26 protein-coding genes are annotated in these 25354 nt (G+C 72.4%); 13 read left to right on the forward strand and 13 right to left on the reverse strand.

All coding sequences use genetic code 11. The annotated features are described in order from the left end of the window. Window positions 1-134: 134 nt before the first annotated feature. The 5 genes from sigE (at window position 135) to V4Y03_RS22555 (ending at window position 5015) form a co-directional block, all read left to right on the forward strand. Window positions 135-893: an RNA polymerase sigma factor SigE gene (gene sigE / locus V4Y03_RS22535; RefSeq protein WP_317877500.1), complete on the forward strand. Its 759-nt coding sequence runs from the start codon at window positions 135-137 to the stop codon at window positions 891-893. Then, window positions 890-1849, forward strand: coding sequence for an anti-sigma factor family protein (locus V4Y03_RS22540; protein WP_332436106.1), 960 nt, complete (start codon window positions 890-892; stop codon window positions 1847-1849). The genes sigE and V4Y03_RS22540 overlap by 4 nt, the downstream gene beginning before the upstream one ends. A 76-nt stretch (window positions 1850-1925) precedes the next feature. Then, window positions 1926-3734: a S1C family serine protease gene (locus V4Y03_RS22545; protein WP_332436107.1), complete on the forward strand. Its 1809-nt coding sequence runs from the start codon at window positions 1926-1928 to the stop codon at window positions 3732-3734. A 91-nt stretch (window positions 3735-3825) separates the two neighbouring features. Beyond that, entirely contained in the window at window positions 3826-4314 is a 489-nt protein-coding gene (locus tag V4Y03_RS22550) for a sec-independent translocase (protein WP_317876593.1), read from the forward strand. A 74-nt stretch (window positions 4315-4388) separates the two neighbouring features. Continuing rightward, window positions 4389-5015 (forward strand): hypothetical protein, encoded by a 627-nt coding sequence (locus V4Y03_RS22555; protein WP_317876592.1) that lies wholly within the window; start codon window positions 4389-4391, stop codon window positions 5013-5015. A gap of 54 nt (window positions 5016-5069) precedes the next feature. Here the strand turns inward: V4Y03_RS22555 and V4Y03_RS22560 are convergent, their stop codons facing one another. From V4Y03_RS22560 to V4Y03_RS22570, 3 genes are read right to left on the reverse strand one after another with little or no spacing between them, the layout of a single operon-like run. After that, the gene (locus V4Y03_RS22560) at window positions 5070-6203 is read right to left on the reverse strand and encodes an Mrp/NBP35 family ATP-binding protein (protein ID WP_317876591.1); all 1134 of its coding nucleotides are present in this window, start codon (window positions 6201-6203) and stop codon (window positions 5070-5072) included. Window positions 6204-6247: 44 nt separating this feature from the next. Continuing rightward, entirely contained in the window at window positions 6248-6811 is a 564-nt protein-coding gene (locus V4Y03_RS22565; protein ID WP_317876590.1) for a DUF1003 domain-containing protein, read from the reverse strand. Next, window positions 6801-8084 (reverse strand): magnesium transporter MgtE N-terminal domain-containing protein, encoded by a 1284-nt coding sequence (locus tag V4Y03_RS22570; protein ID WP_317876589.1) that lies wholly within the window; start codon window positions 8082-8084, stop codon window positions 6801-6803. Before V4Y03_RS22570 ends, V4Y03_RS22565 begins: the two co-directional genes overlap by 11 nt. Window positions 8085-8360: 276 nt before the next feature. Between V4Y03_RS22570 and V4Y03_RS22575 the strand changes: the two genes are divergently transcribed. Beyond that, entirely contained in the window at window positions 8361-9119 is a 759-nt protein-coding gene (locus V4Y03_RS22575) for a hypothetical protein (protein ID WP_317876588.1), read from the forward strand. 22 nt (window positions 9120-9141) lie between these two features. Here the strand turns inward: V4Y03_RS22575 and V4Y03_RS22580 are convergent, their stop codons facing one another. Both V4Y03_RS22580 and V4Y03_RS22585 read right to left on the reverse strand, forming a co-directional pair. Then, window positions 9142-9648, reverse strand: a complete 507-nt coding sequence (locus V4Y03_RS22580; protein ID WP_317876587.1) for a hypothetical protein — start codon at window positions 9646-9648, stop codon at window positions 9142-9144. 85 nt (window positions 9649-9733) lie between these two features. After that, a complete protein-coding gene (locus V4Y03_RS22585) occupies window positions 9734-10861 on the reverse strand; it encodes a magnesium and cobalt transport protein CorA (protein ID WP_056551431.1) in 1128 nt (375 codons plus the stop codon). 421 nt (window positions 10862-11282) lie between these two features. On the opposite strand from V4Y03_RS22585, the gene V4Y03_RS22590 reads away from it, so the two are divergent. Then, window positions 11283-11867: a suppressor of fused domain protein gene (locus tag V4Y03_RS22590; protein ID WP_317876586.1), complete on the forward strand. Its 585-nt coding sequence runs from the start codon at window positions 11283-11285 to the stop codon at window positions 11865-11867. Window positions 11868-11919: 52 nt separating this feature from the next. Here the strand turns inward: V4Y03_RS22590 and V4Y03_RS22595 are convergent, their stop codons facing one another. Then, window positions 11920-13152 carry an MFS transporter gene (locus V4Y03_RS22595; RefSeq protein ID WP_332436108.1) on the reverse strand — a complete coding sequence of 411 codons (1233 nt, stop codon included), beginning with the start codon at window positions 13150-13152 and terminating at the stop codon, window positions 11920-11922. A gap of 176 nt (window positions 13153-13328) precedes the next feature. Here V4Y03_RS22595 and V4Y03_RS22600 point away from each other — a divergent pair, with 176 nt between their 5' ends. From V4Y03_RS22600 to V4Y03_RS22610, 3 genes are all read left to right on the forward strand, one after another. Next, window positions 13329-13967, forward strand: coding sequence for a DUF6758 family protein (locus V4Y03_RS22600; RefSeq protein WP_317876584.1), 639 nt, complete (start codon window positions 13329-13331; stop codon window positions 13965-13967). Window positions 13968-14141: 174 nt separating this feature from the next. Then, window positions 14142-15014 carry a PHP domain-containing protein gene (locus tag V4Y03_RS22605; protein WP_332436109.1) on the forward strand — a complete coding sequence of 291 codons (873 nt, stop codon included), beginning with the start codon at window positions 14142-14144 and terminating at the stop codon, window positions 15012-15014. Between the two features lie 474 nt (window positions 15015-15488). Further along, window positions 15489-16094 carry a MarC family protein gene (locus V4Y03_RS22610; protein ID WP_189800030.1) on the forward strand — a complete coding sequence of 202 codons (606 nt, stop codon included), beginning with the start codon at window positions 15489-15491 and terminating at the stop codon, window positions 16092-16094. Between the two features lie 103 nt (window positions 16095-16197). On the opposite strand, the gene V4Y03_RS22615 is transcribed toward V4Y03_RS22610, so the two are convergent. Beyond that, window positions 16198-16350 (reverse strand): hypothetical protein, encoded by a 153-nt coding sequence (locus tag V4Y03_RS22615; protein ID WP_086024648.1) that lies wholly within the window; start codon window positions 16348-16350, stop codon window positions 16198-16200. A 175-nt stretch (window positions 16351-16525) separates the two neighbouring features. On the opposite strand from V4Y03_RS22615, the gene V4Y03_RS22620 reads away from it, so the two are divergent. Beyond that, window positions 16526-17455 (forward strand): NYN domain-containing protein, encoded by a 930-nt coding sequence (locus V4Y03_RS22620; protein WP_317878146.1) that lies wholly within the window; start codon window positions 16526-16528, stop codon window positions 17453-17455. On the opposite strand, the gene V4Y03_RS22625 is transcribed toward V4Y03_RS22620, so the two are convergent. Then, window positions 17399-18313: an alpha/beta fold hydrolase gene (locus V4Y03_RS22625; protein ID WP_332436110.1), complete on the reverse strand. Its 915-nt coding sequence runs from the start codon at window positions 18311-18313 to the stop codon at window positions 17399-17401. The genes V4Y03_RS22620 and V4Y03_RS22625 overlap by 57 nt on opposite strands. A gap of 103 nt (window positions 18314-18416) precedes the next feature. Continuing rightward, complete coding sequence (locus V4Y03_RS22630) at window positions 18417-20987, reverse strand: DEAD/DEAH box helicase (RefSeq protein ID WP_332436111.1); 2571 nt, start codon at window positions 20985-20987, stop codon at window positions 18417-18419. Window positions 20988-21473: 486 nt separating this feature from the next. Here V4Y03_RS22630 and V4Y03_RS22635 point away from each other — a divergent pair, with 486 nt between their 5' ends. Then, entirely contained in the window at window positions 21474-22196 is a 723-nt protein-coding gene (locus V4Y03_RS22635) for a ferritin-like fold-containing protein (protein WP_317878847.1), read from the forward strand. 138 nt (window positions 22197-22334) lie between these two features. On the opposite strand, the gene V4Y03_RS22640 is transcribed toward V4Y03_RS22635, so the two are convergent. The 4 genes from V4Y03_RS22640 to V4Y03_RS22655 all read right to left on the reverse strand — a co-directional run bounded on the left by V4Y03_RS22640 (window position 22335) and on the right by V4Y03_RS22655 (window position 24244). Beyond that, complete coding sequence (locus tag V4Y03_RS22640; RefSeq protein ID WP_317878692.1) at window positions 22335-22604, reverse strand: hypothetical protein; 270 nt, start codon at window positions 22602-22604, stop codon at window positions 22335-22337. A gap of 201 nt (window positions 22605-22805) precedes the next feature. Next, complete coding sequence (locus tag V4Y03_RS22645) at window positions 22806-23033, reverse strand: DUF3107 domain-containing protein (protein WP_015036001.1); 228 nt, start codon at window positions 23031-23033, stop codon at window positions 22806-22808. A gap of 140 nt (window positions 23034-23173) precedes the next feature. Next, the gene (locus tag V4Y03_RS22650; RefSeq protein ID WP_317878693.1) at window positions 23174-23833 is read right to left on the reverse strand and encodes a TetR/AcrR family transcriptional regulator; all 660 of its coding nucleotides are present in this window, start codon (window positions 23831-23833) and stop codon (window positions 23174-23176) included. Between the two features lie 195 nt (window positions 23834-24028). After that, window positions 24029-24244 (reverse strand): hypothetical protein, encoded by a 216-nt coding sequence (locus tag V4Y03_RS22655; RefSeq protein ID WP_332436112.1) that lies wholly within the window; start codon window positions 24242-24244, stop codon window positions 24029-24031. A 140-nt stretch (window positions 24245-24384) separates the two neighbouring features. Between V4Y03_RS22655 and V4Y03_RS22660 the strand changes: the two genes are divergently transcribed. Then, entirely contained in the window at window positions 24385-25353 is a 969-nt protein-coding gene (locus tag V4Y03_RS22660) for an alpha/beta fold hydrolase (protein WP_317878695.1), read from the forward strand. Window position 25354 lies beyond the last annotated feature (1 nt).

Below are 25354 nucleotides of genomic sequence, written 5' to 3' on the forward strand. Positions count from 1 at the left end.
GTATCCGCTGTGAGCGGGAACCCGCAGATGGGACCGGGCGTTCACCAGGGGAAGAACGCGACAGGAGGCAGCCGGGCGAGCCGGTTCCAAATTCGCGTAAAGATTCTTATCCGGAGCTAACGGGCGAGGTGGCTATGGTAGGGGCTCCACTGGACACCACCAGAGCCGACAGGGGAGGTGCGGCTGCGCCTGTGGATCGGGGAGGAGTGCTTCGGCGTCTTCTCAGGTCGGCGGGTGAGCCGAAATCCGTGACCGACACAGCTGACCGTTTCCGCTCCACCGACTCCGCTCCCACCACCGCGACCTTCGCATCGGATGCGGAATCGCAGGCGTGGACCCCTCCCAGCTGGGAGGAGATCGTCAGCACGCACAGTGGCCGGGTCTACCGGCTCGCGTACCGCCTCACCGGCAACCAGCACGACGCCGAGGATCTGACGCAAGAGGTCTTCGTCCGCGTCTTCCGCTCGCTGTCGACCTACACGCCGGGCACCTTCGAGGGCTGGCTGCACCGCATCACCACCAACCTCTTCCTCGACATGGTCCGCCGCAAGCAGCGCATCCGCTTCGACGCGCTCGCCGACGACGCCGCCGAGCGGCTGCCCAGCCGCGAGCCGTCGCCGCAGCAGGTGTTCAACGACACCCACTTCGACGCCGACGTGCAGCAGGCGCTCGACACCCTCGCGCCCGAGTTCCGCGCCGCGGTCGTCCTCTGCGACATCGAAGGACTGTCGTACGAGGAGATCGCCGCGACCCTCGGTGTGAAGCTCGGCACCGTCCGCAGCCGGATCCACCGCGGTCGCTCCCACCTGCGCAAGGCGCTCAAGCACCGCTCGCCCGAGGCACGGGCGGAGCGTGCCCTCGCCTCCGTCGGATGGGAGGCAGGGACAGCGTGAGCGGATCGCGTTCCTCGTCGCCGACCCCCGCGGAACACCACCTCGGGGACCGGCTGGCCGCGCTCGTCGACGGCGAACTCGGCCATGACGCCCGCGAGCGGGTCCTCGCCCACCTGGCGACCTGCGCCCGCTGCAAGGCGGAGGCCGACGCACAGCGCAGCCTCAAGAGCGTCTTCGCCTCCGCGGCGCCCCCGCCGCCCTCCGAAGGGTTCCTCGCGCGCCTCCAGGGGTTGCCCGGGGGTCCTGGCGAACCGGGCGGACCCGGTGGCCCCGGACGCTCCGGAGGACCGAGAGGGCCCCTCGAAGAACTCCTCGGCGCCGGCGGACTGAAGTCCGACGGCTTCGCCACCGCCGCGGTCGTCACCCCGCACGCCCCGCACACCGGCTTCCGTATCCACGAGGTCGGCGACCGGGTGTCCGGCGGCTCCGGCCGCGGGCGCCGGTTCGCCTTCGCGGCGGCCAGCGCGGTCTCCTTCGCGGCCATCGCCCTCGGCGGCACCCTGCCGCTGGAGGCCTCGGTGAGCGCGAGCGCGCGCGGCGGCCAGGGCACGGGCAGCGCGGTCACGCCGCTGCGCGCCACCGCCGCGGGTCCCGGCTCGGGCACGGCCGTCTCCCGGGGCACCCGCTCCGGCGACCGGTCCGGCGCTCAGCCGGCCGAGGCCGGACAGCCGGTCGCGGGGGACCCGCCGTTCTCGGCGGTGCCCGCCGGGCTGCCGCACGGCCCGGTGTCCAAGGCCGGTCAGGGCACGGTCCCGGCGGGCGCGGTGCCGCGGGACGCGGTGCGTTCCCCCACGACACCGATGACGGCCGTACGCCTCCAGGACCCGGTCCCGCAGTCGTTCTTCGCCCTGTCGCCGTTCATACGGCCGACGGGTCCGGGGCTCCAGCTGGCCTTCGCCCCCGGGCCGAGTCCGGCGGCGAGTCCGACGACCGGGCCGCTCGGCTCCCACCGCTGACCCGCGACCTGGTTGAATCCAGGGACACCGGCGCCCGACCCAGGGGCGCGGACGGGCCAGCGGTTGCGGGGAGAGCATGAACAACGGGAAGCCGAACTGGTGGAGCCGGCCTTCGAGCACACCGGAGGCGGCGCGGATACCCTCGCCGCCTCCGGCCGACGACGTCACCGGCCCGGGGGTCGGCACCGCTGACGGCGACGGCGACTTTCCGCTGCCCGCGCCCCAGCCGCCGGCCGGGGACACGGGCGGCACGGACGTGACGGACTCGCCGGCCCCGGCCGACGGGCCGGAAGCGCCGGCCGTCGCGGCGGCGCCCGAGCCGACCGTGCTGCTCACCAAGGGCGAGCCGGCCGCGTTCACCGACACCGCCGCCGCGGCGGACGGGACTTCCGTGGCCCCCGCCGCCCCGGACACGGCCCCCGCTCCCACGGACACCGCCCCGGCACCGGGACCCGAGGCCCCGTCAGCAGAGGCCCCCGCCCCCGCGCAGGGCGCCCCGCAGCCGCTGCACGCGCCCGACGAGTACCGGACGCCGCCCTACGGCGAGCCGGGGCCGTGGGCGCCCGCACCGCCCGTACAGCGCCCGCCGGCGCCCGTACCGCCGCAGCAGGCCCACGTGCCCCCCGTACAGCCGCAGCCCCTCCCGGGGGCGCACACCCACCCGCAGGGCCACCCGCAGGCCCACGCGCCCGCCGGTGGCGCGCCCTGGGTGCAGTACGACCCCTGGGGGGCGGGCGGGCCCGCGCTCCCGCCCGCGCCCGCCAAGAAGTCCCGCAAGGGGCTCGCCGTCGCCGGAGCGCTCGTGTTCGCGCTCGTCACCGGAGTCATCGGCGGCGGCATCGGCGCCTACGTCGAGCGGAACGGCGGGATCACCACCGTCGAACTGCCGCAGGCCGACGCCGAGGACATCGGCCGGGCCCCCGACAGCGTGGCCGGGATCGCCGCCAGCGCGCTGCCCGGCGTGGTCACCCTGCACGTCAAGGGCAACGGCTCCTCCGGCACCGGCACCGGCTTCGTGCTGGACACCAAGGGCCACATCCTCACCAACAACCACGTCGTCGACGGCGCCGCGTCCTCCGAGGACATCACGGTGACCTTCTCCAGCGGCGAGAGCGCCCGCGCCAAGCTCATCGGCAAGGACACCGGCTACGACCTGGCCGTCGTCCAGGTCACCGGGGTCTCCGGCCTCAAGCCGCTGCCGCTCGGCAACTCCGACAACGTCCGCGTCGGCGACCCCGTCGTCGCCATCGGCGCCCCCTTCGACCTCTCCAACACGGTCACCTCCGGCATCATCAGCGCCAAGGAGCGGCCGATCACGGCGGGCGGCGAGAAGGGCGACGGCACCGACATCAGCTATGTCGACGCGCTCCAGACCGACGCCCCCATCAACCCCGGCAACTCCGGCGGTCCGCTGCTCGACTCCAAGGCCCGGGTCGTCGGCATCAACAGCGCGATCCGCGCCGCCGGCGGTTCCGGCGAGGGCGAGGGCGCCGGCGCCGGCCAGCCCGGCTCCATCGGCCTCGGCTTCGCCATACCGATCAACCAGGGCAAGCGCGTCGCCGAGGAGCTCATCAACACCGGCAAGGCCCGCCACCCCGTCATCGGTGTGAGCCTCGACATGCAGTTCAACGGCGACGGCGCCCGCGTCGGCGAGAAGGGCAAGGACGGCTCCGCCTCCGTCACGCCCGGCGGCCCGGCCGCCCAGGCCGGACTCCGGCCCGGGGACGTCATCACCAAGGTCGACGGCCAGCGCGTGCACAACGGCGAGGAGCTGATCGTGAAGATCCGCGCCCACCGCCCCGGCGACAAGCTGGAGCTCACGCTGACCCGCAACGGCAAAGAGCTGACAAAGACGTTGACCCTCGGCTCCTCGCAGGGCACCTGAGTGCCATGTGGCGGCCACCGGAAGGTACCCGCGCGGCAGTTTCGGCGGGTACCGTGGACCGGGCCCTGGACCGGCGTGAAGGAGCTACAAGGTGTTCAGCGACATAGGCGCACTCGAGCTGGTGACGCTCGTGGTCCTCGCCGTGCTCGTCTTCGGGCCGGACAAGCTCCCGAAGGTGATCCAGGACGTCTCGCGCTTCATCCGGAAGGTCCGTGACTTCTCGGACAGCGCGAAGGAGGACATCCGCAGCGAGCTGGGACCGGACTTCAAGGACTTCGAGTTCGAGGACCTCAACCCCAAGACGTTCCTGCGCAAGCAGCTGGATCAGAACGAGGACCTCAAGGAACTCAAGGAGCTGCGCGGCAGCTTCGACCTCAAGAAGGAGATGAACGAGGTCGCCGACGCGGTCCACGGCCGCGAACCGCAGCCGTCCGCCGTCACCGGCACCCCGGTCAACGGCACTCCGGTCAACGGTTCCGCGGGCGCCGTCACGGCCGCCGGCGGCACCCCGGACCTCCTCAAGAAGCAGGACAAGCCGGACACCACCGAGCGTCCGCCGTACGACTCCGACGCGACCTGACGACGGGCTGTCACCGCCCCGACGCGTCCTGGTGGCTATCCTCCCTCTGTTGACGGAACGAGGAGGCGGCCTTGATGGAGACCACGAGTCGGGTGGAGGGCGTACCGACGGCCCGGCGGACCGCCGAGGGCTATCTGCGCGCGCCCTTCGCCTGGTACGGCCTCGACGAGGCGTTCACCGGGCCCCGCTGGCTGATGCAGGTCGGCACGGCGGCGGACGGCAGTGTCCAGCACGGATCGACCGGGCACGGTGACGCGCCGTCGATAAAGTCGGACGCGAGCGCCGCGGAGAAGGAGCGGTTCGCGGTCGTGGTCACGGTCGCGGCGAGCCCGGTCCGGCGGACCGGCGACGGCACCGGCGTCCTCGACGCCACCACCGTCTCCTCGGCCGCCTGGCTGGCCGGCGGCGGGCTGCTCGTCCACACCTGGCCCGCCTCGCTCGACCACGCGACGCGCGACAACTGGCTGGACCAGCAGACCGAGACGGCCTTCGAGCTCGCCGACGACCTCGAAGGGGCGGAGTGGTCGACGCTGTCGCTGCCGGTGGACGGCGTCCCGGTGCCGTTCCACTACCGGGAGTCCGAGTTCGGCTGGGTCCTCGCCGGGTCCGCGGACGGCGTCCACATCGGGGCGTACGGGCGGGGGATGAGCGCCTACGGGCTCGGGTTCTCACAGATCAAGGACCTCGACGCGTACGCCTGACGGCATGACGAAGGGCGCCCCCGAAGGGGCGCCCTCTGCCGGAACGGGCCGGTCTCAGAACTTGTTGCGCGGCGTGATGCCCAGGCTCATGCCGGAGAGGCCGCGCTGACGGCCGCCGAGCTTGCCGGCGATGGCGCGCAGGGCCGCACCCGCCGGGGAGTCCGGGTCGGACAGGACGACGGGCTTGCCCTCGTCGCCGCCCTCGCGGAGCCGTACGTCGATCGGGATCGAGCCGAGGACCGGGACCGTCGCGCCCGTGGTCCGCGTCAGACCGTCCGCGACCCGCTGGCCGCCGCCGGTGCCGAACACGTCGACCATCTCGTCGCAGTGCGGACACGGCAGGCCCGCCATGTTCTCGACGACGCCGACGATCTTCTGGTGGGTCTGGACGGCGATCGAGCCGGCCCGCTCGGCGACCTCGGCCGCCGCCTGCTGCGGGGTCGTGACGACCAGGATCTCCGCGTTCGGGACGAGCTGCGCGACCGAGATCGCGATGTCGCCGGTGCCCGGGGGCAGGTCGAGCAGGAGGACGTCCAGGTCACCCCAGTACACGTCCGCCAGGAACTGCTGGAGCGCGCGGTGCAGCATCGGGCCGCGCCACACGACCGGGGCGTTGCCCGGGGTGAACATGCCGATCGAGATGACCTTCACGCCGTGTGCCGAGGGCGGCATGATCATGTTCTCGACCTGGGTCGGACGCCCGTCGGCGCCCAGCATCCGCGGCACGCTGTGGCCGTAGATGTCGGCGTCGACGACACCGACCTTGAGACCGTCGGCGGCCATCGCCGCGGCCAGGTTCACGGTGACGGACGACTTGCCGACACCGCCCTTGCCGGAGGCCACCGCGTACACCCGTGTCAGCGATCCGGGCTTCGCGAACGGCACCTCGCGTTCCGCTCCCGTGCCGCGCAGCGCCGCGGCCAGCTCCTTCCGCTGTTCGTCGCTCATCACGTCCAGCGAGACATCGACGGCGGTGACACCCTCGACCCGAGAGACGGCCTCGGTCACGCGCTGTGTGATGGTCTCGCGCATCGGGCAGCCGGAGACCGTCAGGTAGACCGTGACGGCGACCTTGCCGTCCGGTTCGATCTCCACCGACTTGACCATGCCGAGCTCAGTGATCGGCTTGTTGATCTCAGGGTCGTTCACCGTCGCCAGCGCTTCGAGCACCGCGTCTTCCGTAGCCATACCGATGATGGTACGGCGCATACCACCGGCCCATGAAAGGCCTGTCAACGGTCGGGTACGTCACTTCCCCGGGAGTCGCCGGACGGGAATAGACCGGGGCGCTCCTCCAGCTCCCTGACCAGGTCCTGGAGCTCCGACCGGATCCAGTCGCGGGTGGCGACCTCGCCGAGGCCCATCCGCAGCGCCGCGATCTCCCGGGTCAGGTACTCGGTGTCCGCGATCGACCGCTCGTTCTGCTTCCGGTCCTGTTCGAGATTGACCCGGTCCCGGTCGTCCTGCCGGTTCTGCGCGAGCAGGATCAGCGGCGCCGCGTACGAGGCCTGGAGGGACAGCGCCAGCGTCAGGAAGATGAACGGGTACTCGTCGAACTTCAGCGGCCCCGGGGCGAAGATGTTCCACAGGACCCAGACGATGATCGTCAGCGTCATCCAGACCAGGAACCGCCCGGTCCCCAGGAACCGGGCGATCCGCTCCGAGAGCCGGCCGAAGGCCTCGGGGTCGTACTCCGGGAGGAACCGGGCCCGCCGCTCGCGCGGCAGGTCGAGCCGGATGCGGGGACCCGTCCGCTCGCGCTCCCGGTCCCGCTCCTGTGTGCGCTCAGCCGCCATGCCCCGCCCCCTCCTCGTGGAACTCGGTCTCCCGCCAGTCCTCCGGCAGCAGGTGGTCGAGGACGTCGTCGACGGTCACCGCGCCGAGCAGCGAACCGCTCTCGTCGACCACGGGCGCCGCGACCATGTTGTACGCGGCGAGGTAGCTGGTGACGGCCGGCAGCGGGGTGTCCGGGCCGAGCGGCGGGAGATCGCTGTCCACCAGCGAACTGACCAGCGTGAACGGCGGATCCCGCAGCAGCCGCTGGAAGTGCACCGTGCCCAGGTACTTGCCGGTCGGCGTCTCGTCCGGCGGCCGGCACACGTACACCTGCGCGGCGAGCGCCGGCGACAGGTCCTGCTGTCGGACCCGGGCGAGCGCGTCCGCGACCGTGGCGTCCGGCCGCAGCACGATCGGCTCGGTCGTCATCAGACCGCCCGCCGTGCGCTCCTCGTACGCCAGGAGGCGGCGCACATCGGCCGCGTCGTCCGGCTGCATCAGGGTCAGCAGCCGCTCCTGGTCCTCCTCGGGCAGCTCGGACAGCAGGTCGGCCGCGTCGTCCGGGTCCATCGCCTCCAGGACGTCGGCCGCCCGCTCCTCCTTCAGCTTGCCGATGATCTCGATCTGGTCGTCCTCCGGCAGCTCTTCGAGGACGTCGGCGAGCCGGTCGTCGTCGAGCGCCGCGGCGACCTCGGCGCGCCGCTTGGGGGAGAGGTGGTGCAGCGCGTTGGCGAGGTCGGCGGGGCGCAGCTTCTCGAAGGTGGCGACCAGGCTCTCGGCGCCCTGTCCGTGCTCCTCCAGGGAGAAGCCGGTGACCGCCGACCACTCGACGGTCAGCGTCTCGCCCTTGCGGCTCAGCACCCCGCCCTTGCCCTTGCGGACGAAGACCTTGTCGATCTCCCAGTCGCGGCGGGCGGGCAGCTGCTGGATGGCGACGTCGAGGACGGTGACCTCCTCGCCCTCCTCCCCGCCGGGCCCCACCAGCCGGACGCGCCGGTCGAGGAGTTCGCCGAGGACCAGCCGCTCGGTGGGGCGCCGTTCGAAGCGGCGCATGTTGACGACGCCGGTGGTGATGACCTGGCCGGACTGGACGCCCGTGATCCGGGTCATCGGGACGAAGACCCGGCGGCGGCTCAGCACCTCCACGACCATGCCGAGCAGCCGGGGCGGTCTGCGGCCGACCCGCAGCATGGCCACCAGGTCGCTGACCCGGCCGACCTGGTCGCCGACGGGGTCGAAGACGGGGACTCCCGCGAGATGGGAGACGAAGATCCGGGGGGCGCCTGCCGCCATGCCACGCGCCTCCTCGGTGCCGCACGATTCGAGTCATTGCCGAGCTTTGCCGCGTTCAGGCTAGCCCGTGGCGTTCCGGCCCGCCCCGGCAGCGCCTCCGTACGGCTGCCGCCGGGGCCGTCACCCGGCCCGGGTACGCTGCGGTCTGCCGTCCCCACCGGCACGCCGGCGGTCCGCCGCCCGGCGGACCAGGCAGTTCAGACGGCCGCCGCCCCGGTATCCCGTAGTCCGGTACGGCCGCGGCCCGTGTCCCCCACGACATGAGAGGTAGCGCTGATGGCCGTTCGTGCCCCGTCGTCGCGTATCCGCAGGGCCGTCGTGCCCCTGGCGCTCTGCGCCGGTCTGAGCGTGGGGGTCACCGCCTGCGCCGCCGACCCGGACGAGGGGACCAACGGCGTGGGGAGGCTCTCCGCGCCCGAGATCGAGGGCAAGGCGCGCTCCGTGGCGGACGCGGCGAAGGCGGTACGGCTCTCCGGCACCCTGGTCAGCAAGGGCGACACGTTCAAGCTGAACATGCGCCTCAAGCAGGACGGCGCCACCGGCTCCGTGGTGACGAAGAACAGCACCTTCGAGCTGCTGCGGGTCGGCGACGCGCTCTATCTCAAGGCCGACGCGGACTTCTGGGCGCACGACGACAAGGGCGGCGACACGCCGACGAAGGCGGACGCCGAGGCCGCCGACAAACTCGACGACAAGTACGTGAAGGTGCCGCAGGGCGACCCCTCGTACAAGCAGCTGCGCGGCTTCACCGACATGGGGCTGCTGCTCGACGGGCTGATCGGTCTGCACGGCGACATGGTCAAGGGCGACCGGGACCAGATCGGCGGGGTCCGCACGGTCAAGGTGAAGGGCGGCGCGGACGGCGAGGGCGGCACTCTCGACGTGGCCCTTGAGGGCTCCCCGTACCCGCTGAGGTTCGCGCGGGGCGGGGGCGCGGGCGTCGTGATGCTCTCCGAGTGGAACAAGGACTTCCCGCTCGCCGCGCCTTCGACGGGGGAGACCCTCGACTACGGCAAGCAGCTGCCCCGGACCTGAGCGGTCCGGCAGGCTGAGGTGATCAGCGCCTGCGGCGCTTGAACAGGAGTTTCGGGAGGCCCGCCGGTACCGGTTCGCGGGTCGTGGCCTCCGTCGGCAGCGGTACGGCGGCCAGCGAGCCGTCCGGCAGCTCCGTGGTCGAGGCGCGGGGTTCGAGGCGCAGCACCCGGCACTCGCGCGCCCAGCGGCCGGTCATGGCCTCGCCGTCGGGTGCGTTGAGCCGCTTGCCCTTGAGCTCGGCGACCGCCGCGTCCCACTCGTCCGTACCGTGGGCGAGTTCGCGTACGGCGGCGGTCCAGGCGACGAGCCGGCCGCCCTTGTCCTTGCTGCGGACCGTGACCTCGGCCGTCCCGCCGTCCGCGAGGCCCGGCAGCGGCTGCTCGCCGGGGCCGTCGCCGACGACGAAGGCGGCCCCGTCGTGCCAGACGTGCCAGAGCGCGCGGGCGGGTCCGGTGCCGCGCACCCAGACGAGGCCGGACTTCTTGGTGGCCTCCTCGACGAGGGCGCCGGTGAGCAGCGTGTCGGTCATGGCCGAAGAGTACCCAGGGCCTGTCCTTTGGATCAGGCCGGATCATGCCAGGCCCCGCGAGCCCGGCATGATCCGGAAGACAGTCCTAGAGCCAGCCGTTGCGCTTGAGGGTGCGGTGGATGGTGAAGCAGACCGCGATGATGCCGGTCAGCACCATCGGGTAGCCGTACTTCCAGTGCAGCTCCGGCATGTGGTCGAAGTTCATGCCGTACACGCCGCAGACCGCCGTGGGGACGGCGACGATCGCCGCCCACGAGGTGATCTTGCGCATGTCCTCGTTCTGCGCGACGGTCGCCTGCGCCAGGTTGGCCTGGAGGATCGAGTTGAGCAGTTCGTCGAAGCCGACGACCTGCTCCTGGACCCGGGCGAGGTGGTCGGCGACGTCCCGGAAGTACTTCTGGATGTCGGGGTCGACCAGCCGCATGGGCCGCTCGCTGAGCAGCTGCATCGGGCGCATGAGCGGTGTGACGGCCCGCTTGAACTCCAGCACCTCGCGCTTCAGCTGGTAGATCCGGCCGGTGTCCGTACCGCGCGTGGAGCCCTTCGCGGCCGGCGAGAAGACGTCGATCTCCAGCTGGTCGATGTCGAGTTCGACCGCGTCGGCGACCGCGATGTAGCCGTCGACGACATGGTCGGAGAGGGCGTGCAGCACGGCCGAGGGGCCTTTGGCGAGCAGCTCCGGCTCGCCCTGGAGGCGGTGCCGGAGGTTGCGCAGGGAGCCCTGGCCGCCGTGCCGGACGGTGATGACGAAGTCGGGGCCGGTGAAGCACATGACCTCGCCGGTCTCCACGACCTCGCTGGTCGCGGTGAGTTCGGCGTGCTCGACGTAGTGGATGGTCTTGAAGACGGTGAAGAGGGTGTCGTCGTACCGCTCCAGCTTGGGCCGCTGGTGGGCGTGGACGGCGTCCTCGACGGCGAGCGGGTGCAGCCCGAACTCGGCGGCGATACCGGCGAATTCGGCCTCGGTCGGCTCATGCAGACCGATCCAGGCGAAGCCGCCGCTCTCCCGCACCTGGCTCATCGCGCCGCGCGGCGTCAGGCACTCGCGGTCGTCGATGCGACGCCCGTCGCGGTAGACGGCGCAGTCGACCACGGCGCTGGAGGCCGAGTGGTCGCGGGTGGGGTCGTACGAGGTGTACGCGGTCGGGGTCTTGCGCAGCGGGTGCAGCAGGCTCGGGCGGACGGCGGCGCGCAGGTCACGGATCATCGACATGGGCATGCTCCTTCACGGAGAGGCCGTCGGCGAGCACGGCACAGCCCGGAATGGGGACGTGGAGCTACGTCGTCCACAAAGCGGGCGGCACCGAATGGTCGCGGTGACGGCGTTCGCTACTGACAGGCAAAGGCGAAATGCTCTTCCGTCGTGCGAGATGCCGGAGAAGAAGATCCGTGCGGACCTGGAATCACCGGAGAGACGTACGCACCGGGCTCGGGTGCGGGTCGGAAGAGCGACTGGTACTGCCCGATCGACTTCGGTCCATCGCAGCCCCACCTCCTCCGGCCGGTCCCTCGTGAGGGATGACGTGTGACGAGTAGTCGGGAGTTCGGGACTCCCGACCAGCGGCCAAGACTATCAGCCGACTGAGGGTCAATCCCTTCCTTTGCCCGTTCCATACGCGCTTTATGCTCAACCCATGGGAGAAGTTCTTGCTCTGGTCGAGGCCCGGTTGCGGACGGCCCTCGGAGAACCGGACGCGCGGGCCGCGGTGACGTTCCTCGGCACGGACCGGATCGAGGTGCTGCGCTTCGTCGACGGCGATCTCGTGCGGTACGCGACCCTCGGCATGTCCGCACAGCCGATGGCCGATCCGACCGCGGCGCTCGCCGACCCGGTCAAGGGTCCGCGCGCCGAGCTGGTCCTGACCGTACGGGCCGGGCTCGCCGACACCGACAAGGTGCTGCGCCCGCTCGCGGTCCTCGCCGCCACCCCACAGGTCGAGGGGGTGATCGTCGCTCCGGGCGCCTCGCTCGACGTGGGCGATCCCCTCTGGCCGGGCGCCGCCTTCAGCTCGGTGCTGGTCGCCGAGTCCGGCGGTCTGGTCGAGGACCTCGACCTGGACGAGCCGATGGACCCGGTGCGCTTTCTGCCGCTCCTGCCGATGACCTCGAACGAGGCCGCGTGGAAGCGGGTGCACGGGGCCCAGGCCCTGGAGGAGCGCTGGCTGGCACGGGGGACGGACCTGCGCGATCCGCTGCGCAGGTCCGTGGATCTGGACTGACCGGCTCCCGCACCGGCCGGCGGGCCGGTCCGGGAGCTCCGGTCCGGGGATGTCAGTTGGCGAAGACGCCGACGCCGTCCTCCGTGGCGTGCTTCGGGGCCAGTTCCCCGACTTCGCGGGTGAGGGCCGTGCGCCGGACCCGGACGATCACGGCGCCGAGCACCGCCGCCACGCCCGCCACCACGAACGGCATGTGGACGTCGCTCCACTCCTCGATCTTCGGGGCGAGGTACGGGGCCGCCGCCGCGGCGAACCACCGGACGAAGTTGTAGCCCGCGCTCGCGACCGGGCGCGGGGCGTCCGAGACGCCGAGGGCCAGCTCGGTGAAGACGGTGTTGTTGACGCCGATGAACGCGCCCGACAGGACCGTGCAGACGATCGCGGTGGTGTGGCTGCCGTAGCCGAGCACCACGACGTCGGCCGCGAGCAGCACCAGCGAGCCGCCGAGCACCGCAGGCGAGCCGAAGCGCCGTTGGAGCGGGGGTGCCACCAGGACCGAGAAGACGGCGAGCAGCACGCCCCAGGCGAAGAACACCGCGCCCGACTTGTACGGCGTCATGTTCAGTACGAACGGGGTGAAGGCGAGCACGGTGAAGAACGCGTAGTTGTAGCAGAACGCCGCCGCCGCGGCCGAGGCGAGCCCGCCGTGGCCGAGCGCCCGGATCGGGTCGAGCAGGGAGACCTTGCGGGCCGGCTTCGGCTGTTCCTTGAGGAACACCGTGATGCAGAGGAAGCCGACCGCCATCAGGGCGGCCGTGCCGAAGAAGGGGTAGCGCCAGCTCGCGTTGCCGAGGACGGCGCCGAGCAGCGGCCCGCAGGCCATGCCGAGGCCGAGTGCCGACTCGTAGAGCAGGATCGCCGCCGCGCTGCCGCCGGCCGCGGCGCCGACGATCACGGCGAGCGAGGTCGAGACGAAGAGGGCGTTGCCGAGGCCCCAGCCGGCCCGGAAGCCGACGAGCTGGCCGACGGAGTCGGAGGTGCCGGCGAGCGCGGCGAAGACGACGACCAGCGCGAGTCCGGCGAGCAGGGTCCTGCGCCCGCCGATGCGGCTGGAGACGAAGCCGGTCACCAGCATCGCGACGGCGGTGATGAGGAAGTACGAGGTGAAGAGCAGCGACACCTGGCTGGGGGTCGCGTGCAGCCCCTGGGCGATCGACGGGAGGATCGGGTCGACGAGTCCGATGCCCATGAAGGCGACGACGGAGGCGCCGGCGGTGGCCCAGACGGCGGGCGGCTGGCGCAGGATGCCGACCCCGGCCGCGCCCTCGTCTTCTTCTCTCTGCATGCTGCGGCTCCTCCGCGTCGAGATGGTTGGAATATGCACACGATAAGTTAGGGAGCCTAATGAGTGCAAGCTACACGTATATCCGCAGGTGGCGCGGGTGAACGGCACGGGCCGGACGGGTGATCGTCCGTGATCGTCCTTGACGCGGGGCTCCGGGGGTAGGACCGTTGAGCCCTATGAGGGGCGAACCCAGTTGTCCGAAGTGCGGTGGCCGGGTCAGGGCGCCCGGACTCTTCGCCGACTCCTGGCAGTGTGATGTGCACGGCTCGGTGCACCCGCTCCAGCCCGTGATCCCGCCCAGCGTCGAGGCTCTCGGTGTCGTCGTGCACCGGGCCCAGGTGCCGGTCTGGATGCCCTGGCCCCTGCCCGTCGGCTGGCTCTTCACGGGCGTCGCGTACGCCGGTGACGACCGCAGCGGCGGACGCGCGACCGCCGTCGCCTGCTCGGGGCCCGGGCCGCTCGGCGGCATCGGTGAGCTGCTCCTGATCGCCGAGGAACTCGGCGTCGGCCTCGGCGCCCGGTACGCCGGGATCGACGGCCCCGACCCCGGCGCGGGCATGGCCATCGAGAAACCCCCGCAGACGAAGGTCCTCGCCGCCGGCCGCCCGACCCCGCTCTGGCACGTGAACGGCGCCCCGCAGGACCGCGCGGTCTTCGCGGGGGAGGCCTGCGGGCTGTGGCTGTGGGCGATCGTCTGGCCCGAGCAGTCCGGTCTCCTCATGTACGACGAGCTGGTCCTGACGGACCTGCGCGACGCGGGCGCCGAGGTCGAACTGCTCCCGTGCGGCGCGCTGACACCGAGGTTGCTGAGCTAAGACCGACCGGCAAAGGACGGTCCTTCGGATCCTGCCGGGCCTACGGGCTCGTGGGCCCATGGGGAGCGGTCGCCGGGCGGGGTGGCCGGTGGTGACGTTCCGTACCGGCGTGTTCGATTCGCCCGTTATGCTGGAGCGTCCCTCGTCCGTGCCGAGTCCCCGGAGTTCCGCGTCGTGCGCATCGATCTGCACACCCACTCCACGGCCTCCGACGGTACGGACTCCCCGGCCGAACTCGTACGGAACGCGGCCGCCGCCGGGCTCGACGTCGTCGCCCTCACCGACCACGACACCACTCGCGGCCACGCCGAGGCGATCGCCGCGCTCCCCGAGGGCCTCACCCTCGTCACCGGCGCCGAGCTGTCCTGCCGGGTCGACGGGATCGGCCTCCACATGCTCGCGTACCTCTTCGACCCCGAGGAGCCGGAGCTGCTCGCCGAGCGCGAGCTCGTCCGCGACGACCGCGTCCCGCGCGCGCGTGCCATGGTCGGCAAGCTCCAGGAGCTGGGGGTGCCCGTCACCTGGGAGCAGGTCGCCCGGATCGCCGGCGACGGCTCCGTGGGCCGACCGCACGTGGCCGAGGCACTTGTCGAGCTGGGGGTCGTACCGGATGTGTCGGGAGCGTTCACGCCCGACTGGCTCGCCGACGGCGGCCGGGCGTACGTCGGGAAGCACGAGCTGGACCCGGTCGAGGCGATCCGCCTCGTCAAGGCGGCCGGCGGCGTCACCGTCTTCGCGCACCCGCTCGCCGTCAAGCGCGGCCAGGTGCTGCCCGAGGCCTCGATAGCCCGGCTCGCCGAGGCCGGGCTCGACGGTATCGAGGTCGACCACATGGACCACGACGAGGCGACGCGGGCGCGGCTGCGTGGGCTCGCGAAGGAGCTCGGGCTGCTGGCCACGGGCTCCAGCGACTACCACGGCAGCCGCAAGACCTGCCGCCTCGGCGACTACACGACCGACCCAGAGATCTACGGCGAGATCACCCGCCGCGCCGCAGGGGCCTTCCCGGTCCCCGGCGCGGGGGGACCCGCACCCACACAGCCCTGACGACGGTCGGCCCCCAGGGGCCGGCTCGCGCACGGGACGGCACGCTGCGGCGGGCCGAACGGTTCGGTTCCGGCTCGACTCAGGTTTGATAGGGCCCGGCTGGGCTGGGCCGGATCAGGCCGCCGGACGGTCAGTTCGGGTCTGGCCCAGCCGGGTCGATCGGCCAGGCCGATTCCGGCCGGGTCCACTCCAGGCAGGTCCGCGCCGTGCTCCGGCATGCTCTCCGGTCAGGCCGGTCAGGCCGGTCAGGCCGGTCAGGCCGTTGTCGTGTCCGGCCCGGCCGTGCCCGGCCCGTCCAGCCCCGCCGGCCAGGCTCCGCCCCCCGTCGTCCCAGGGCTCCTCTTCCTTCCGGTCCGCCCCCCGTGACCCCGTGTCGCGCGTGGCGGCGTTCTTCCTGCCCCGCCTCCGGAATCCTGGATTCCGCCCGGTCGGGCCGGCACCCCACCGTTCGCATCTCCCGCAAGGCACCCCACCGTGTTCGACGTCGCCGTCTTCGGCTCGCTCTTCCTGACCCTCTTCGTGATCATGGATCCCCCCGGGATCACGCCGATCTTCCTCGCCCTCACCTCCGGCCGCCCGGCCAAGGTGCAGCGCCGGATGGCCTGGCAGGCCGTCGCCGTGGCGTTCGGCGTCATCACCGTCTTCGGTCTGCTCGGGCAGCAGATCCTCGACTACCTGCACGTCTCCGTCCCCGCGCTGATGATCGCGGGCGGTCTCCTGCTGCTGCTCATCGCGCTCGACCTGCTCACCGGCAAGACCGACGAGCCCAAGCAGACCAAGGACGTGAACGTCGCCCTCGTCCCGCTCGGCATGCCGCTGCTCGCCGGACCCGGCGCCATCGTCTCGGTCATCCTCGCCGTGCAGAACGCCGACAGCGTGGCCTCGCAGGTCTCCGTCTGGACCGCCATCGCGGCCATGCACGTCGTGCTCTGGCTGACCATGCGGTACTCGCTGCTGATCATCCGCGTCATCAAGGACGGCGGCGTGGTCCTGGTGACCCGGCTCGCCGGCATGATGCTCTCCGCCATCGCGGTGCAGCAGATCATCAACGGCGTCACCCAGGTCATCCAGAACGCCTGACTCGGGCCCCCGGGGGAGCCCCCGGACGCCACTGCGCCCCCGTACGGATTCCGCTCTTGCGAAGTCCGTGCGGGGGCGCGGTGCGTGGTGTGGACCCGGCCTGTTACGAGGCCGAGGTCTCGGCGGGGCGGATCCAGATGCGCTGGCCGATCGAGGCGGCCTGCTGCACGATCCGATTGACGGAGGCGGCGTCCACGACGGTCCGGTCGACGGGCGTACCGTCGATGTCGTCGAGTCGCAGGATTTCGAAGCGCACAGGCTTCTCCCTTCGTCTGAGTTGATCCTCCTGATGGAGAACTGCGTTACATAGGGGTCCAACGAGTTGCACCCTGCAAACATTCCTTACGCTAAGGAAAATTTTCGGAAGGCTAACTACTAACGGGTAGAAGGGTGTGGCGGCCGGGCCCGGAGCGGCGGACAATGAGCCCCGTATGAACGACGCAGACACCACTCAGGTGACCGAGACCGACACCCGCCTCCACGCGCTGGACGCCCGCCTGGAGCGCACCAATGAGCTCCTTCAGCGGATGCTGGCCGAGGTCGCCAAGACTCCCTCCACGCACGCCATCTTCGTCGACGCGGGTTACGTCCATGCTGCGGCCGGGTTGCTTGTGGCGGGTACCGAGGACCGGCGCTCCTTCGACCTCGACGCCGAGGGCCTCATCGAGGCGCTCATCGACACGGCCCGGACGATCTTCGCCGACAGCAGACTGCTCCGCGTCTACTGGTACGACGGGGCCAGACGCCGTATCCACACGCCCGAGCAGCAGGCCATCGCCGAACTCCCCGACGTCAAGGTCCGCCTCGGCAACCTCAACGCCAACAACCAGCAGAAGGGCGTCGACTCCCTGATCCGCACGGACCTGGAGTCCCTCGCCCGCCACCGCGCCATCAGCGACGCCGCGCTCGTCGGCGGCGACGAGGACCTCGTCTCGGCCGTCGAGGCCGCGCAGGGCTACGGCGCCCGTGTCCACCTCTGGGGCATCGAGGCCGCCGAGGGACGCAACCAGGCCGAGGCGCTGCTCTGGGAGGTCGACAGCCAGCGCACCTTCGAGCTGGACTTCTGCCGCCCGTACGTCACCCGCCGCCCGGTCACCACGTACGAGAACGAGGGCGAGCCGCCGCCCTCCCGCGAGGAGGTGCGCTTCATCGGCGCGCAGATCGCGGCGACCTGGCTCGGCGAGCGCGGCAGGGACCGGCTCGCCGAACTCCTGCCCAGCGCGCCCTACCTGCCGGGACCCGTCGACCAGGACCTGCTCGTCGAGGCGGAACGCCTGCTCAGCCGCTCCCTGCGCGGCCACGCCTCACTCCGGCGTGCCCTGCGGGACGGTTTCTGGCAGCACCTCAAGGCGCAGTTCTGACGCGGGCCGTTCCCAGAACTCGGTGAGCCGGTCGGCCAGCTCGCGCGGGTGCGACACGTTGGGGGAGTGACCGGCGCCCGCCACCACCGTGTGGTGCGCGCCGGTGCGGGCCGCCGTCGCCGCCAGGTCCGCCGTCGACCAGACCATCTCGTCCGCCCCGTACGCCATGTGCAGTGGCATCCGCAGCGCGGTCAACTGGGCCGTACCGTCCTGTCGGCTGAGCAACAGCCGCCCCGCGCCCGAGAGTTGGGCGATACGGGTGCGCATCCAGCGCCGCCGCAGAAAGCCCGCGAGCTGGGGGGCGTCGTCCGTGTCCGGCTCCTCGCCCCGGCTGTCCAGCCAGCACATCGCCTGCCAGACGCGCTCCTTGGGCAGCAGCGCGAGCGCGGCGCGCAGCACCCGTACCCGGATGCGCTGCGGCCTGGCCACCCGGCGGGGGCCCGAGGACAGCAGCGTCAGCGAACGGAAGGCGCGCGGGGCGAGCGAGGCCGCCGCGCGGGCCACCAGGCCGCCGAAGGAGTGGCCGAGCAGATGGACGGGACCGTCCCCGAGGGCGGCGGCCTGCGCCACCGCGTCGAGCGCGAGCGCCCGGCGCCGGTAGCCGGCCCGGCCGCGCGGGCCCGGGGTCTCGTGCTGACCGCGCCCGTCGACGGCGACGGCCCGGTACCCGGCCTCGCTCAGCGGCCCGAGCAGGCCGAGGAAGTCCTCCTTGCTGCCGGTGTACCCGGGCAGCAGCAGTACCGTGCCGCGCCGGTCGCCCGCCGGTGCCGTGTCGAGCACGGCGAAGGCGCCGCGCGCGGTCACCAGCCGGTGGGCACGGGTGCGGGGCGGCAGGACGAGGGACCGGGGCTTGCTCATGTCTGGACTGTAACCGGAGCGGCGAGTACCGGGGCGGTCCGCGTACGACGCCGCGGCCCGGCCCCTGGGGAGGGGCCGGGCCGCGGCGGTGGGACGGACGGGATCAGCTCTCCGGCTGGGCCGCGGCCTTCTTCGTGGTGCGACGGCGCGGGGCCTTCGGCGCCTCGGCCTCGGCGGCCGGTTCGGCGGCAGCCGCGGCCTTCTTCGTCGTACGGCGACGGGCCGGGGCCTTCGGCTCGGAGGCGTCGGGCGCCTCGGCGGCCACCGCGGTCTTCTTGGCGGCCCGGCGACGGGGAGCCTTCGGGGCCTCCTCGGCGGCCGGGGCCTCGACGGCCTCGGCGACCGGCTCGGCGGCCGGTTCGACGACGGCGGCCTTCTTGGCCGTACGGCGACGGGGGGCCTTCTTCGGCTCCTCCACCGGGGCCTCGACGGCGGCGGCCGGAGCGGCCTCCACCACCGGGGCCGCCGGGGCCGTCACGATGACGGTCTCGGCCGGGGCGGAGACGGCCGGCGAACCGGCGGCCTTGCGGACCACACGGCGCCGCGCGGGCTTCTTCGGCTCCTCCTCGACGACCGGGGCGGGCGCGGGCTCCACGATCGCCTCGACGACCGGGGTGGAGGTGACCGGCGAACCGGCCGCCTTGCGCACCACACGGCGACGACGCGGCGCGGGAACCTCGGCCGTGACCGGGGCCTCGACGACGGGCGCGACGGGCTCGGCGACCACCGGGGCGGCGACGACGGCCTCGACGACCGGCTCGGCGACGACGGTGGCGGCCGGGGCGGAGGCCGTGGTGGCCTTCTTGGCCGTACGGCGACGGGGAGCCTTCTTCGGCTCCTCCTCGACGGCGGCCGGGGCGGGCGCGGCCTCGACGACCGGGGCGGCCGGCGCGGCGCGCAGGGCGGCCGCGGCGGTCTCGACGGTCTGGAAGGAGACGGTGTCCTCGACCGGGCGGATGCGGGGACGACGACGGCGCGGCGCCGGGGCCGGCTCCTGGGCCGCGGGGGCCTGGAAGACGGGGGCGGAGCGCACGGCCTCCGGACGCGCGGCCGTACGGCCACGGCGGCGGGGGGTCTTCGGCTCGGCGGCCGGGGCCTCGGCGGCGGGCGCCGGAGCGGCCTCCACCACGGCCCGGGTGACCGGGGCGGCGACCGGAGCGGCGGCCTGGGCCACCGGAGCGGCGGCCTGGGCCACCGGAGCCGACTGCGGCTGCGTCACCGGAGCGGCGCCCGGGGCGCCGACGCGGGTGCGGCGGCGGCGGCGCGGGGTGCGCGGGCCGGACTCGGCCTGCGCCTCGTCCGTCGCCGGCACCGTCGCGGGCACGGTCACCGGCGCCGACTCGGCGGCCGGGGCCGCCGACACCGGGGCGTCGGACTCGCCGCCACGGGTGCGACGGCGCTGACGCGGGGTCCGGGTGCGCTCGGGGCGCTCCTCGGTCCGCTCGGGCCTGTCGGTCTTCGGGCCGCGCGCACGGCGGCCGCCGGGCTCGCCCAGGTCCTCCAGCTCCTCCGCGCCCAGACCCGCGCGGGTCCGCTCGGCGCGGGGCAGGATGCCCTTGGTGCCCGCCGGGATGTCCAGCTCCTCGAAGAGGTGCGCGGAGCTGGAGTACGTCTCGACCGGGTCGTGGAAGTCCAGGCCGAGCGCCTTGTTGATGAGCTGCCAGCGCGGGATGTCGTCCCAGTCGACCAGCGTCACCGCGGTGCCCTTCGCACCGGCGCGGCCGGTGCGGCCGACGCGGTGGAGGAAGGTCTTCTCGTCCTCGGGCGACTGGTAGTTGATGACGTGGGTGACACCCTCGACGTCGATGCCGCGGGCGGCGACGTCGGTGCAGACGAGCACGTCGACCTTGCCGTTGCGGAAGGCGCGCAGCGCCTGCTCGCGGGCGCCCTGGCCGAGGTCGCCGTGGACCGCGCCGGAGGCGAAGCCGCGGCGCTCCAGCTGCTCGGCGATGTCGGCCGCCGTGCGCTTGGTGCGGCAGAAGATCATCGCGAGCCCGCGGCCGTTGGCCTGCAGGATGCGGGAGACCATCTCCGGCTTGTCCATGTTGTGCGCGCGGTAGACGTGCTGCTTGATGTTGGCGACGGTGACGCCCTCGCCGTCGGGCGAGGTGGCGCGGATGTGCGTCGGCTGCGACATGTAGCGGCGGGCCAGGCCGATGACGGCGCCCGGCATGGTGGCCGAGAACAGCATGGTCTGACGCTTCGCCGGAAGCATGTTCATGATCTTCTCGACGTCGGGCAGGAAGCCGAGGTCGAGCATCTCGTCGGCCTCGTCCAGGACGAGGACCTTGACGTGCGACAGGTCGAGCTTGCGCTGGCCGGCCAGGTCGAGCAGTCGGCCGGGGGTGCCGACGACGACGTCGACGCCCTTCTTGAGGGCCTCGACCTGGGGCTCGTACGCCCGGCCGCCGTAGATGGCGAGCACACGGACGTTACGCACCTTGCCGGCGGTGAGCAGGTCGTTGGTGACCTGCTGGCACAGCTCGCGGGTGGGGACGACGACGAGCGCCTGCGGGGCGTCGGTGAGCTGCTCGGGCTTGGCCCGGCCCATCTCGACGTCCATGGGGACGGTGACGCGCTCCAGGATGGGCAGACCGAAACCGAGGGTCTTGCCCGTGCCGGTCTTGGCCTGGCCGATGACGTCGGTGCCGGTGAGGGCGACCGGAAGGGTCATCTCCTGGATGGGGAAGGGGGTGACGATGCCGACGGCCTCAAGGGCCTCGGCCGTCTCGGGAAGGATTCCGAGTTCTCGGAAAGTCGTAGTCAGGGTGCTGCCTCTTCTGTGAGACGCGGCGCGAGGCGAACGAAGGGGGTCGTACCGTGCCAGGAACTGCCGGCCGGATCCTGGGGGATCTCTGCCGGGCGGCGCGGGACCACTGCCGTCGCTCGAGCGTCGTACCGCTGAGGGTGACCCTTCCGCGGGTCCGCCGGAAGGGCTGTCGGGCCGGAGCCGATCGGGCCACCGACCGGGCATCCTCATTCATGAGTCGGCCCACCGAATACGTCCGAACGTGCCAAAGCATGTCCGCATAATCAGCAGGCGCCTTATCACTGTACCCCGGAATCGCGCATGTGTGTTGGGAGAAATGGTGATGAGGGCACGGTCACACTGACTGACCAGCGCCTTCCCAGGGTGCGCGAGCGGGCTATTGTGCGCTCCATGGAGACGCCTGACAACGCCACACCCACCGGGATCGCCGCCAAGGACTGGGCGACGGCCGCCGAGGAGCCGCAGTACCGCGCCGCCGTGATCGACCTCCTCGGCGCCCTCGCCTACGGAGAGCTCGCGGCCTTCGAGCGGCTCGCCGAGGACGCCAAGCTGGCGCCGACCCTCGGCGACAAGGCGGAGCTGGCGAAGATGGCCTCGGCCGAGTTCCACCACTTCGAGCGGCTCCGCGACCGCCTCGCCGAGGTGGACGCCGAGCCGACCGCGGCCATGGAGCCCTTCGCCAAGGCGCTCGACGACTTCCACCGCATGACCGCGCCGTCGGACTGGCTTGAGGGCCTGGTCAAGGCCTATGTGGGCGACTCGATCGCCAGCGACTTCTACCGGGAGGTCGCGGCCCGCCTCGACTCCGACACGCGCGGGCTCGTGCTGTCCGTGCTCGACGACACCGGCCACGGCAACTTCGCCGTGGAGAAGGTCCGTGCGGCGATCGACGCCGATCCGCGCGTCGGCGGCCGGCTCGCGCTGTGGGCCCGCCGGCTGATGGGTGAGGCGCTCTCGCAGGCCCAGCGCGTGGTCGCCGAGCGCGACGCGCTCTCGACGATGCTGGTCGGCGGCGTGGCGGACGGCTTCGACCTCGCGGAGGTCGGCCGGATGTTCTCCCGGATCACCGAGGCGCACACCAAGCGGATGGCCGCGCTGGGCCTGGCCGCCTAGGCCTCCGCCCGGGTCTTCCCCGCCGCAGCTGCTGTACCTGCTGTAGCTGTCGTAGCTGTCGTACGGAGGCCCGCGTGCGGTCTCCGTACGCGGGTCTCTTCGACCGGCCGCTCGTGCCGGCTCATCTCTCGTGTCGGTTCACATCGCGGCTGATCGGCGCAGACGGCGTGAGGCCGGCCTGACCAGCAGCGAGAGCAGCACCGCCGCCACCGCCACCGCGCCGACCAGGGTGGCGAGGAAGTGACCGGGGCCCAGGGCTCCGTGGGTGACGAGCGCGCCGAACACACCGCCCAGCGTGCCGGTGACGAGGACGATCACCCGGACGGGGAGGCGGTCGGGCAGCCGGTGCACGGCGGCCCAGGCCAGGGCGAAACCGAGCAGGGCGGAACCGAGGACTTCCAGGAACACTGCTGATCACCTCGCGAGGGGTGCGGGGCGGGTGGTGCGGTCGAGATCCCTCCTACCCCGGGCGTCCGGCACGCAATCCTTCCGTACGCGCTGACGTGGCCATACAGGCATACGAACGACCCGTAGGGACGAGCCGCGCCGGTACGCGAAAGGCCCGGTGGACCGTGACGGTCCACCGGGCCTTCCCCGTAGATCCCGGGCTCAGAGCGCGCCGAAGCCCACGCGGCGCACGGCGGGCTCGCCGAGCTCCACATACGCGATCTTCTCGGCCGGGATGAGGACCTTGCGGCCCTTCTCGTCCGAGAGGCTGAGCAGCTGCGCCTTGCCGGCCAGCGCGTCGGCGACGGCGCGCTCCACCTCCTCGGCGGACTGCCCGCTCTCCAGAACGATCTCCCGGGGTGCGTGCTGCACGCCGATCTTGACCTCCACGGCTATGTCCCTCCGAACGGTCAGCGTTGCGCGAATACCCGCGCCGTACGCTGCACACATTAGCCCGGTGAGGGGACGCACACGGTTCACTCGGACACGCCAGGAGCGAACACACGCGGGACGGCAGGTGCGTCCGGCGGTCAGTGCCCCTCGGCGCTCAGCTGGCCTTCCACCGCGTGCAGCGGGAAGCCGGCGATGCCGCGCCAGGCGAGCGAGGTCAGCAGGCCGACCGCCTTGTCGCGCGGGATGGCGGACCCGCTCGACAGCCAGTAGCGGGCGACGACCTGGGAGACACCGCCGAGGGCCACGGCGAGCAGCATCGACTCGTCCTTGGACAGGCCGGTGTCCTCGGCGATCACGTCGGAGATCGCCTCGGCGCACTGGAGGCTCACCCGGTCCACGCGCTCGCGTACGGCCGGTTCGTTGGTGAGGTCGGACTCGAAGACGAGCCGGAAGGCGCCGCCCTCGTCCTCGACGTAGGCGAAGTACGCGTCCATCGTGGCCGCGACCCGCAGCTTGTTGTCGCTGGTGGAGGCCAGCGCCGTCCGCACCGAGAGGAGGAGGGACTCGCAGTGCTGGTCGAGCAGGGCGAGGTAGAGCTCCAGCTTTCCGGGGAAGTGCTGGTAGAGCACCGGCTTGCTGACGCCGGCCCGCTCCGCGATGTCGTCCATCGCGGCCGAGTGGTAACCCTGGGCGACGAACACCTCCTGGGCGGCACCGAGGAGCTGGTTCCGTCGGGCACGTCGCGGCAGGCGCGTGCCCCGAGGGCGTGCTGCCTCTGTCTGCTCGATGGCGCTCACGCGGCCTCCCAAGAATCGATCCATGCGCGCTGTCGCACGCGCCGCCATCGTACTTTTGGGTAACCCGGCTGTGCGCGGTGCGAACGCAGAATTTCACGGACCGGACGCCCCGGTCGACAGTCGATTCAATATTAAACCGAACAAATCGGCGGGAGTCGCCCCGCCGGCGGCCGTCTCACCGGTGCCGGTGCCGTCTCAGCGGTAGTCGTCCTCGTCCAGGGTGACCACACGCGCCTGCTCGGAGGAGTCGGCCTCGTTCGCCGAGTCGCGCTCGACATGGGTGACCTGCTCGTCCTCGCGCTGCCGCAGATCCGTGTGCTGCTCGGCGGCGTCGGCCTCCGGGATCTCCTGGTCCAGCACGGCGTCCTCTTCCTCGGCGAATGTGTCCGGATCGGTCGGATCGGCAGTCATGCGGTTCCTTCCGGCATGCGGGTCGCGGTCCTCTCCGAAGGCCCTCTCTTCGAGCCTAGGAGCACCCGCGCCCCGCCGCACACGCACCTGTGACGGCACCCACACGCCTCGCCGCGTGATCGTCTCGTAATATTGCGGCCATGTCGTCGACCGAGCTGCCGGAAACCCGGACCGCCGCCGCGCCACCCACCCCGCGCACCACCCGCGCCGTGCGGGTCGCCGACGGCGAGGAGCTCCGCTCCGTGTCGCTGCCCGGACTCACCCTCACGGTGCGCGCCCGGCCCGGCACCGGGCCCGGCCTGGCGCCCGCGCTGTACGTCCACGGCCTCGGCGGTTCCTCGCAGAACTGGTCCGCCCTGATGCCGCTGCTCGCGGACCTCGTCGACGGCGAGGCCGTCGACCTCCCCGGCTTCGGCGACTCCCCGCCGCCCGACGACGGCAACTACTCGATCACCGGGCACGCCCGCGCCGTCATCCGCCTCCTGGACTCCGCCGGCCGCGGGCCCGTGCACATCCTCGGCAACTCGCTGGGCGGCGCCGTCGCCACCCGGGTCGCCGCCGCCCGGCCCGACCTGGTCCGCACCCTCACCCTGGTCTCCCCGGCCCTGCCCGAGCTGCGCGCCCAGCGCACCGCCTGGCCCACGGTGCTGCTCGCGGTGCCCGGCGTCGCCTCGGCCTTCGCGAAGCTCAGCAAGGACTGGACGGCCGAGCAGCGCGTCCGGGGCGTCCTCTCCCTCTGTTACGGAGACCCCGGCCGGGTCTCCGACGAGGGCCTCCGGCACGCCGTCGAGGAGATGGAACGGCGCCTGGAGCTTCCCTACTTCTGGGACGCCATGGCACGCTCCTCGCGCGGCATCGTCGACGCGTACACGCTCGGCGGGCAGCACGGACTGTGGCGGCAGGCGGAACGCGTCCTCGCCCCCACGCTGCTCGTCTACGGCGGGCGCGACCAGCTCGTCTCGTACCGGATGGCCCGCAAGGCCGCCGCCGCCTTCCGCGGCTCGCGCCTGCTGTCCCTCCCCGAGGCGGGGCACGTGGCGATGATGGAGTACCCCGAAACGGTCGCCCAGGCCGTCCGGGACCTGATCGCCGACAACGGCGGGAGCTGAT

The organism is Streptomyces sp. P9-A4, assembly GCF_036634195.1.
Classification (GTDB): Bacteria; Actinomycetota; Actinomycetes; order Streptomycetales; family Streptomycetaceae; genus Streptomyces.

Coding starts and splice junctions, on each gene's coding strand:
- sigE (WP_317877500.1), top strand. CDS start 135: ATGGTAGGGGCTCCACTGGACACCACCAGAGCCGACAGGGGAGGTGCG.
- V4Y03_RS22545 (WP_332436107.1), top strand. CDS start 1,926: ATGAACAACGGGAAGCCGAACTGGTGGAGCCGGCCTTCGAGCACACCG.
- V4Y03_RS22555 (WP_317876592.1), top strand. CDS start 4,389: ATGGAGACCACGAGTCGGGTGGAGGGCGTACCGACGGCCCGGCGGACC.
- V4Y03_RS22560 (WP_317876591.1), bottom strand. CDS start 6,203: ATGGCTACGGAAGACGCGGTGCTCGAAGCGCTGGCGACGGTGAACGAC.
- V4Y03_RS22565 (WP_317876590.1), bottom strand. CDS start 6,811: ATGGCGGCTGAGCGCACACAGGAGCGGGACCGGGAGCGCGAGCGGACG.
- V4Y03_RS22570 (WP_317876589.1), bottom strand. CDS start 8,084: ATGGCGGCAGGCGCCCCCCGGATCTTCGTCTCCCATCTCGCGGGAGTC.
- V4Y03_RS22575 (WP_317876588.1), top strand. CDS start 8,361: ATGGCCGTTCGTGCCCCGTCGTCGCGTATCCGCAGGGCCGTCGTGCCC.
- V4Y03_RS22580 (WP_317876587.1), bottom strand. CDS start 9,648: ATGACCGACACGCTGCTCACCGGCGCCCTCGTCGAGGAGGCCACCAAG.
- V4Y03_RS22585 (WP_056551431.1), bottom strand. CDS start 10,861: ATGTCGATGATCCGTGACCTGCGCGCCGCCGTCCGCCCGAGCCTGCTG.
- V4Y03_RS22590 (WP_317876586.1), top strand. CDS start 11,283: ATGGGAGAAGTTCTTGCTCTGGTCGAGGCCCGGTTGCGGACGGCCCTC.
- V4Y03_RS22595 (WP_332436108.1), bottom strand. CDS start 13,152: ATGCAGAGAGAAGAAGACGAGGGCGCGGCCGGGGTCGGCATCCTGCGC.
- V4Y03_RS22600 (WP_317876584.1), top strand. CDS start 13,329: ATGAGGGGCGAACCCAGTTGTCCGAAGTGCGGTGGCCGGGTCAGGGCG.
- V4Y03_RS22620 (WP_317878146.1), top strand. CDS start 16,526: ATGAACGACGCAGACACCACTCAGGTGACCGAGACCGACACCCGCCTC.
- V4Y03_RS22625 (WP_332436110.1), bottom strand. CDS start 18,313: ATGAGCAAGCCCCGGTCCCTCGTCCTGCCGCCCCGCACCCGTGCCCAC.
- V4Y03_RS22630 (WP_332436111.1), bottom strand. CDS start 20,987: ATGACCCTTCCGGTCGCCCTCACCGGCACCGACGTCATCGGCCAGGCC.
- V4Y03_RS22635 (WP_317878847.1), top strand. CDS start 21,474: ATGGAGACGCCTGACAACGCCACACCCACCGGGATCGCCGCCAAGGAC.
- V4Y03_RS22655 (WP_332436112.1), bottom strand. CDS start 24,244: ATGACTGCCGATCCGACCGATCCGGACACATTCGCCGAGGAAGAGGAC.
- V4Y03_RS22660 (WP_317878695.1), top strand. CDS start 24,385: ATGTCGTCGACCGAGCTGCCGGAAACCCGGACCGCCGCCGCGCCACCC.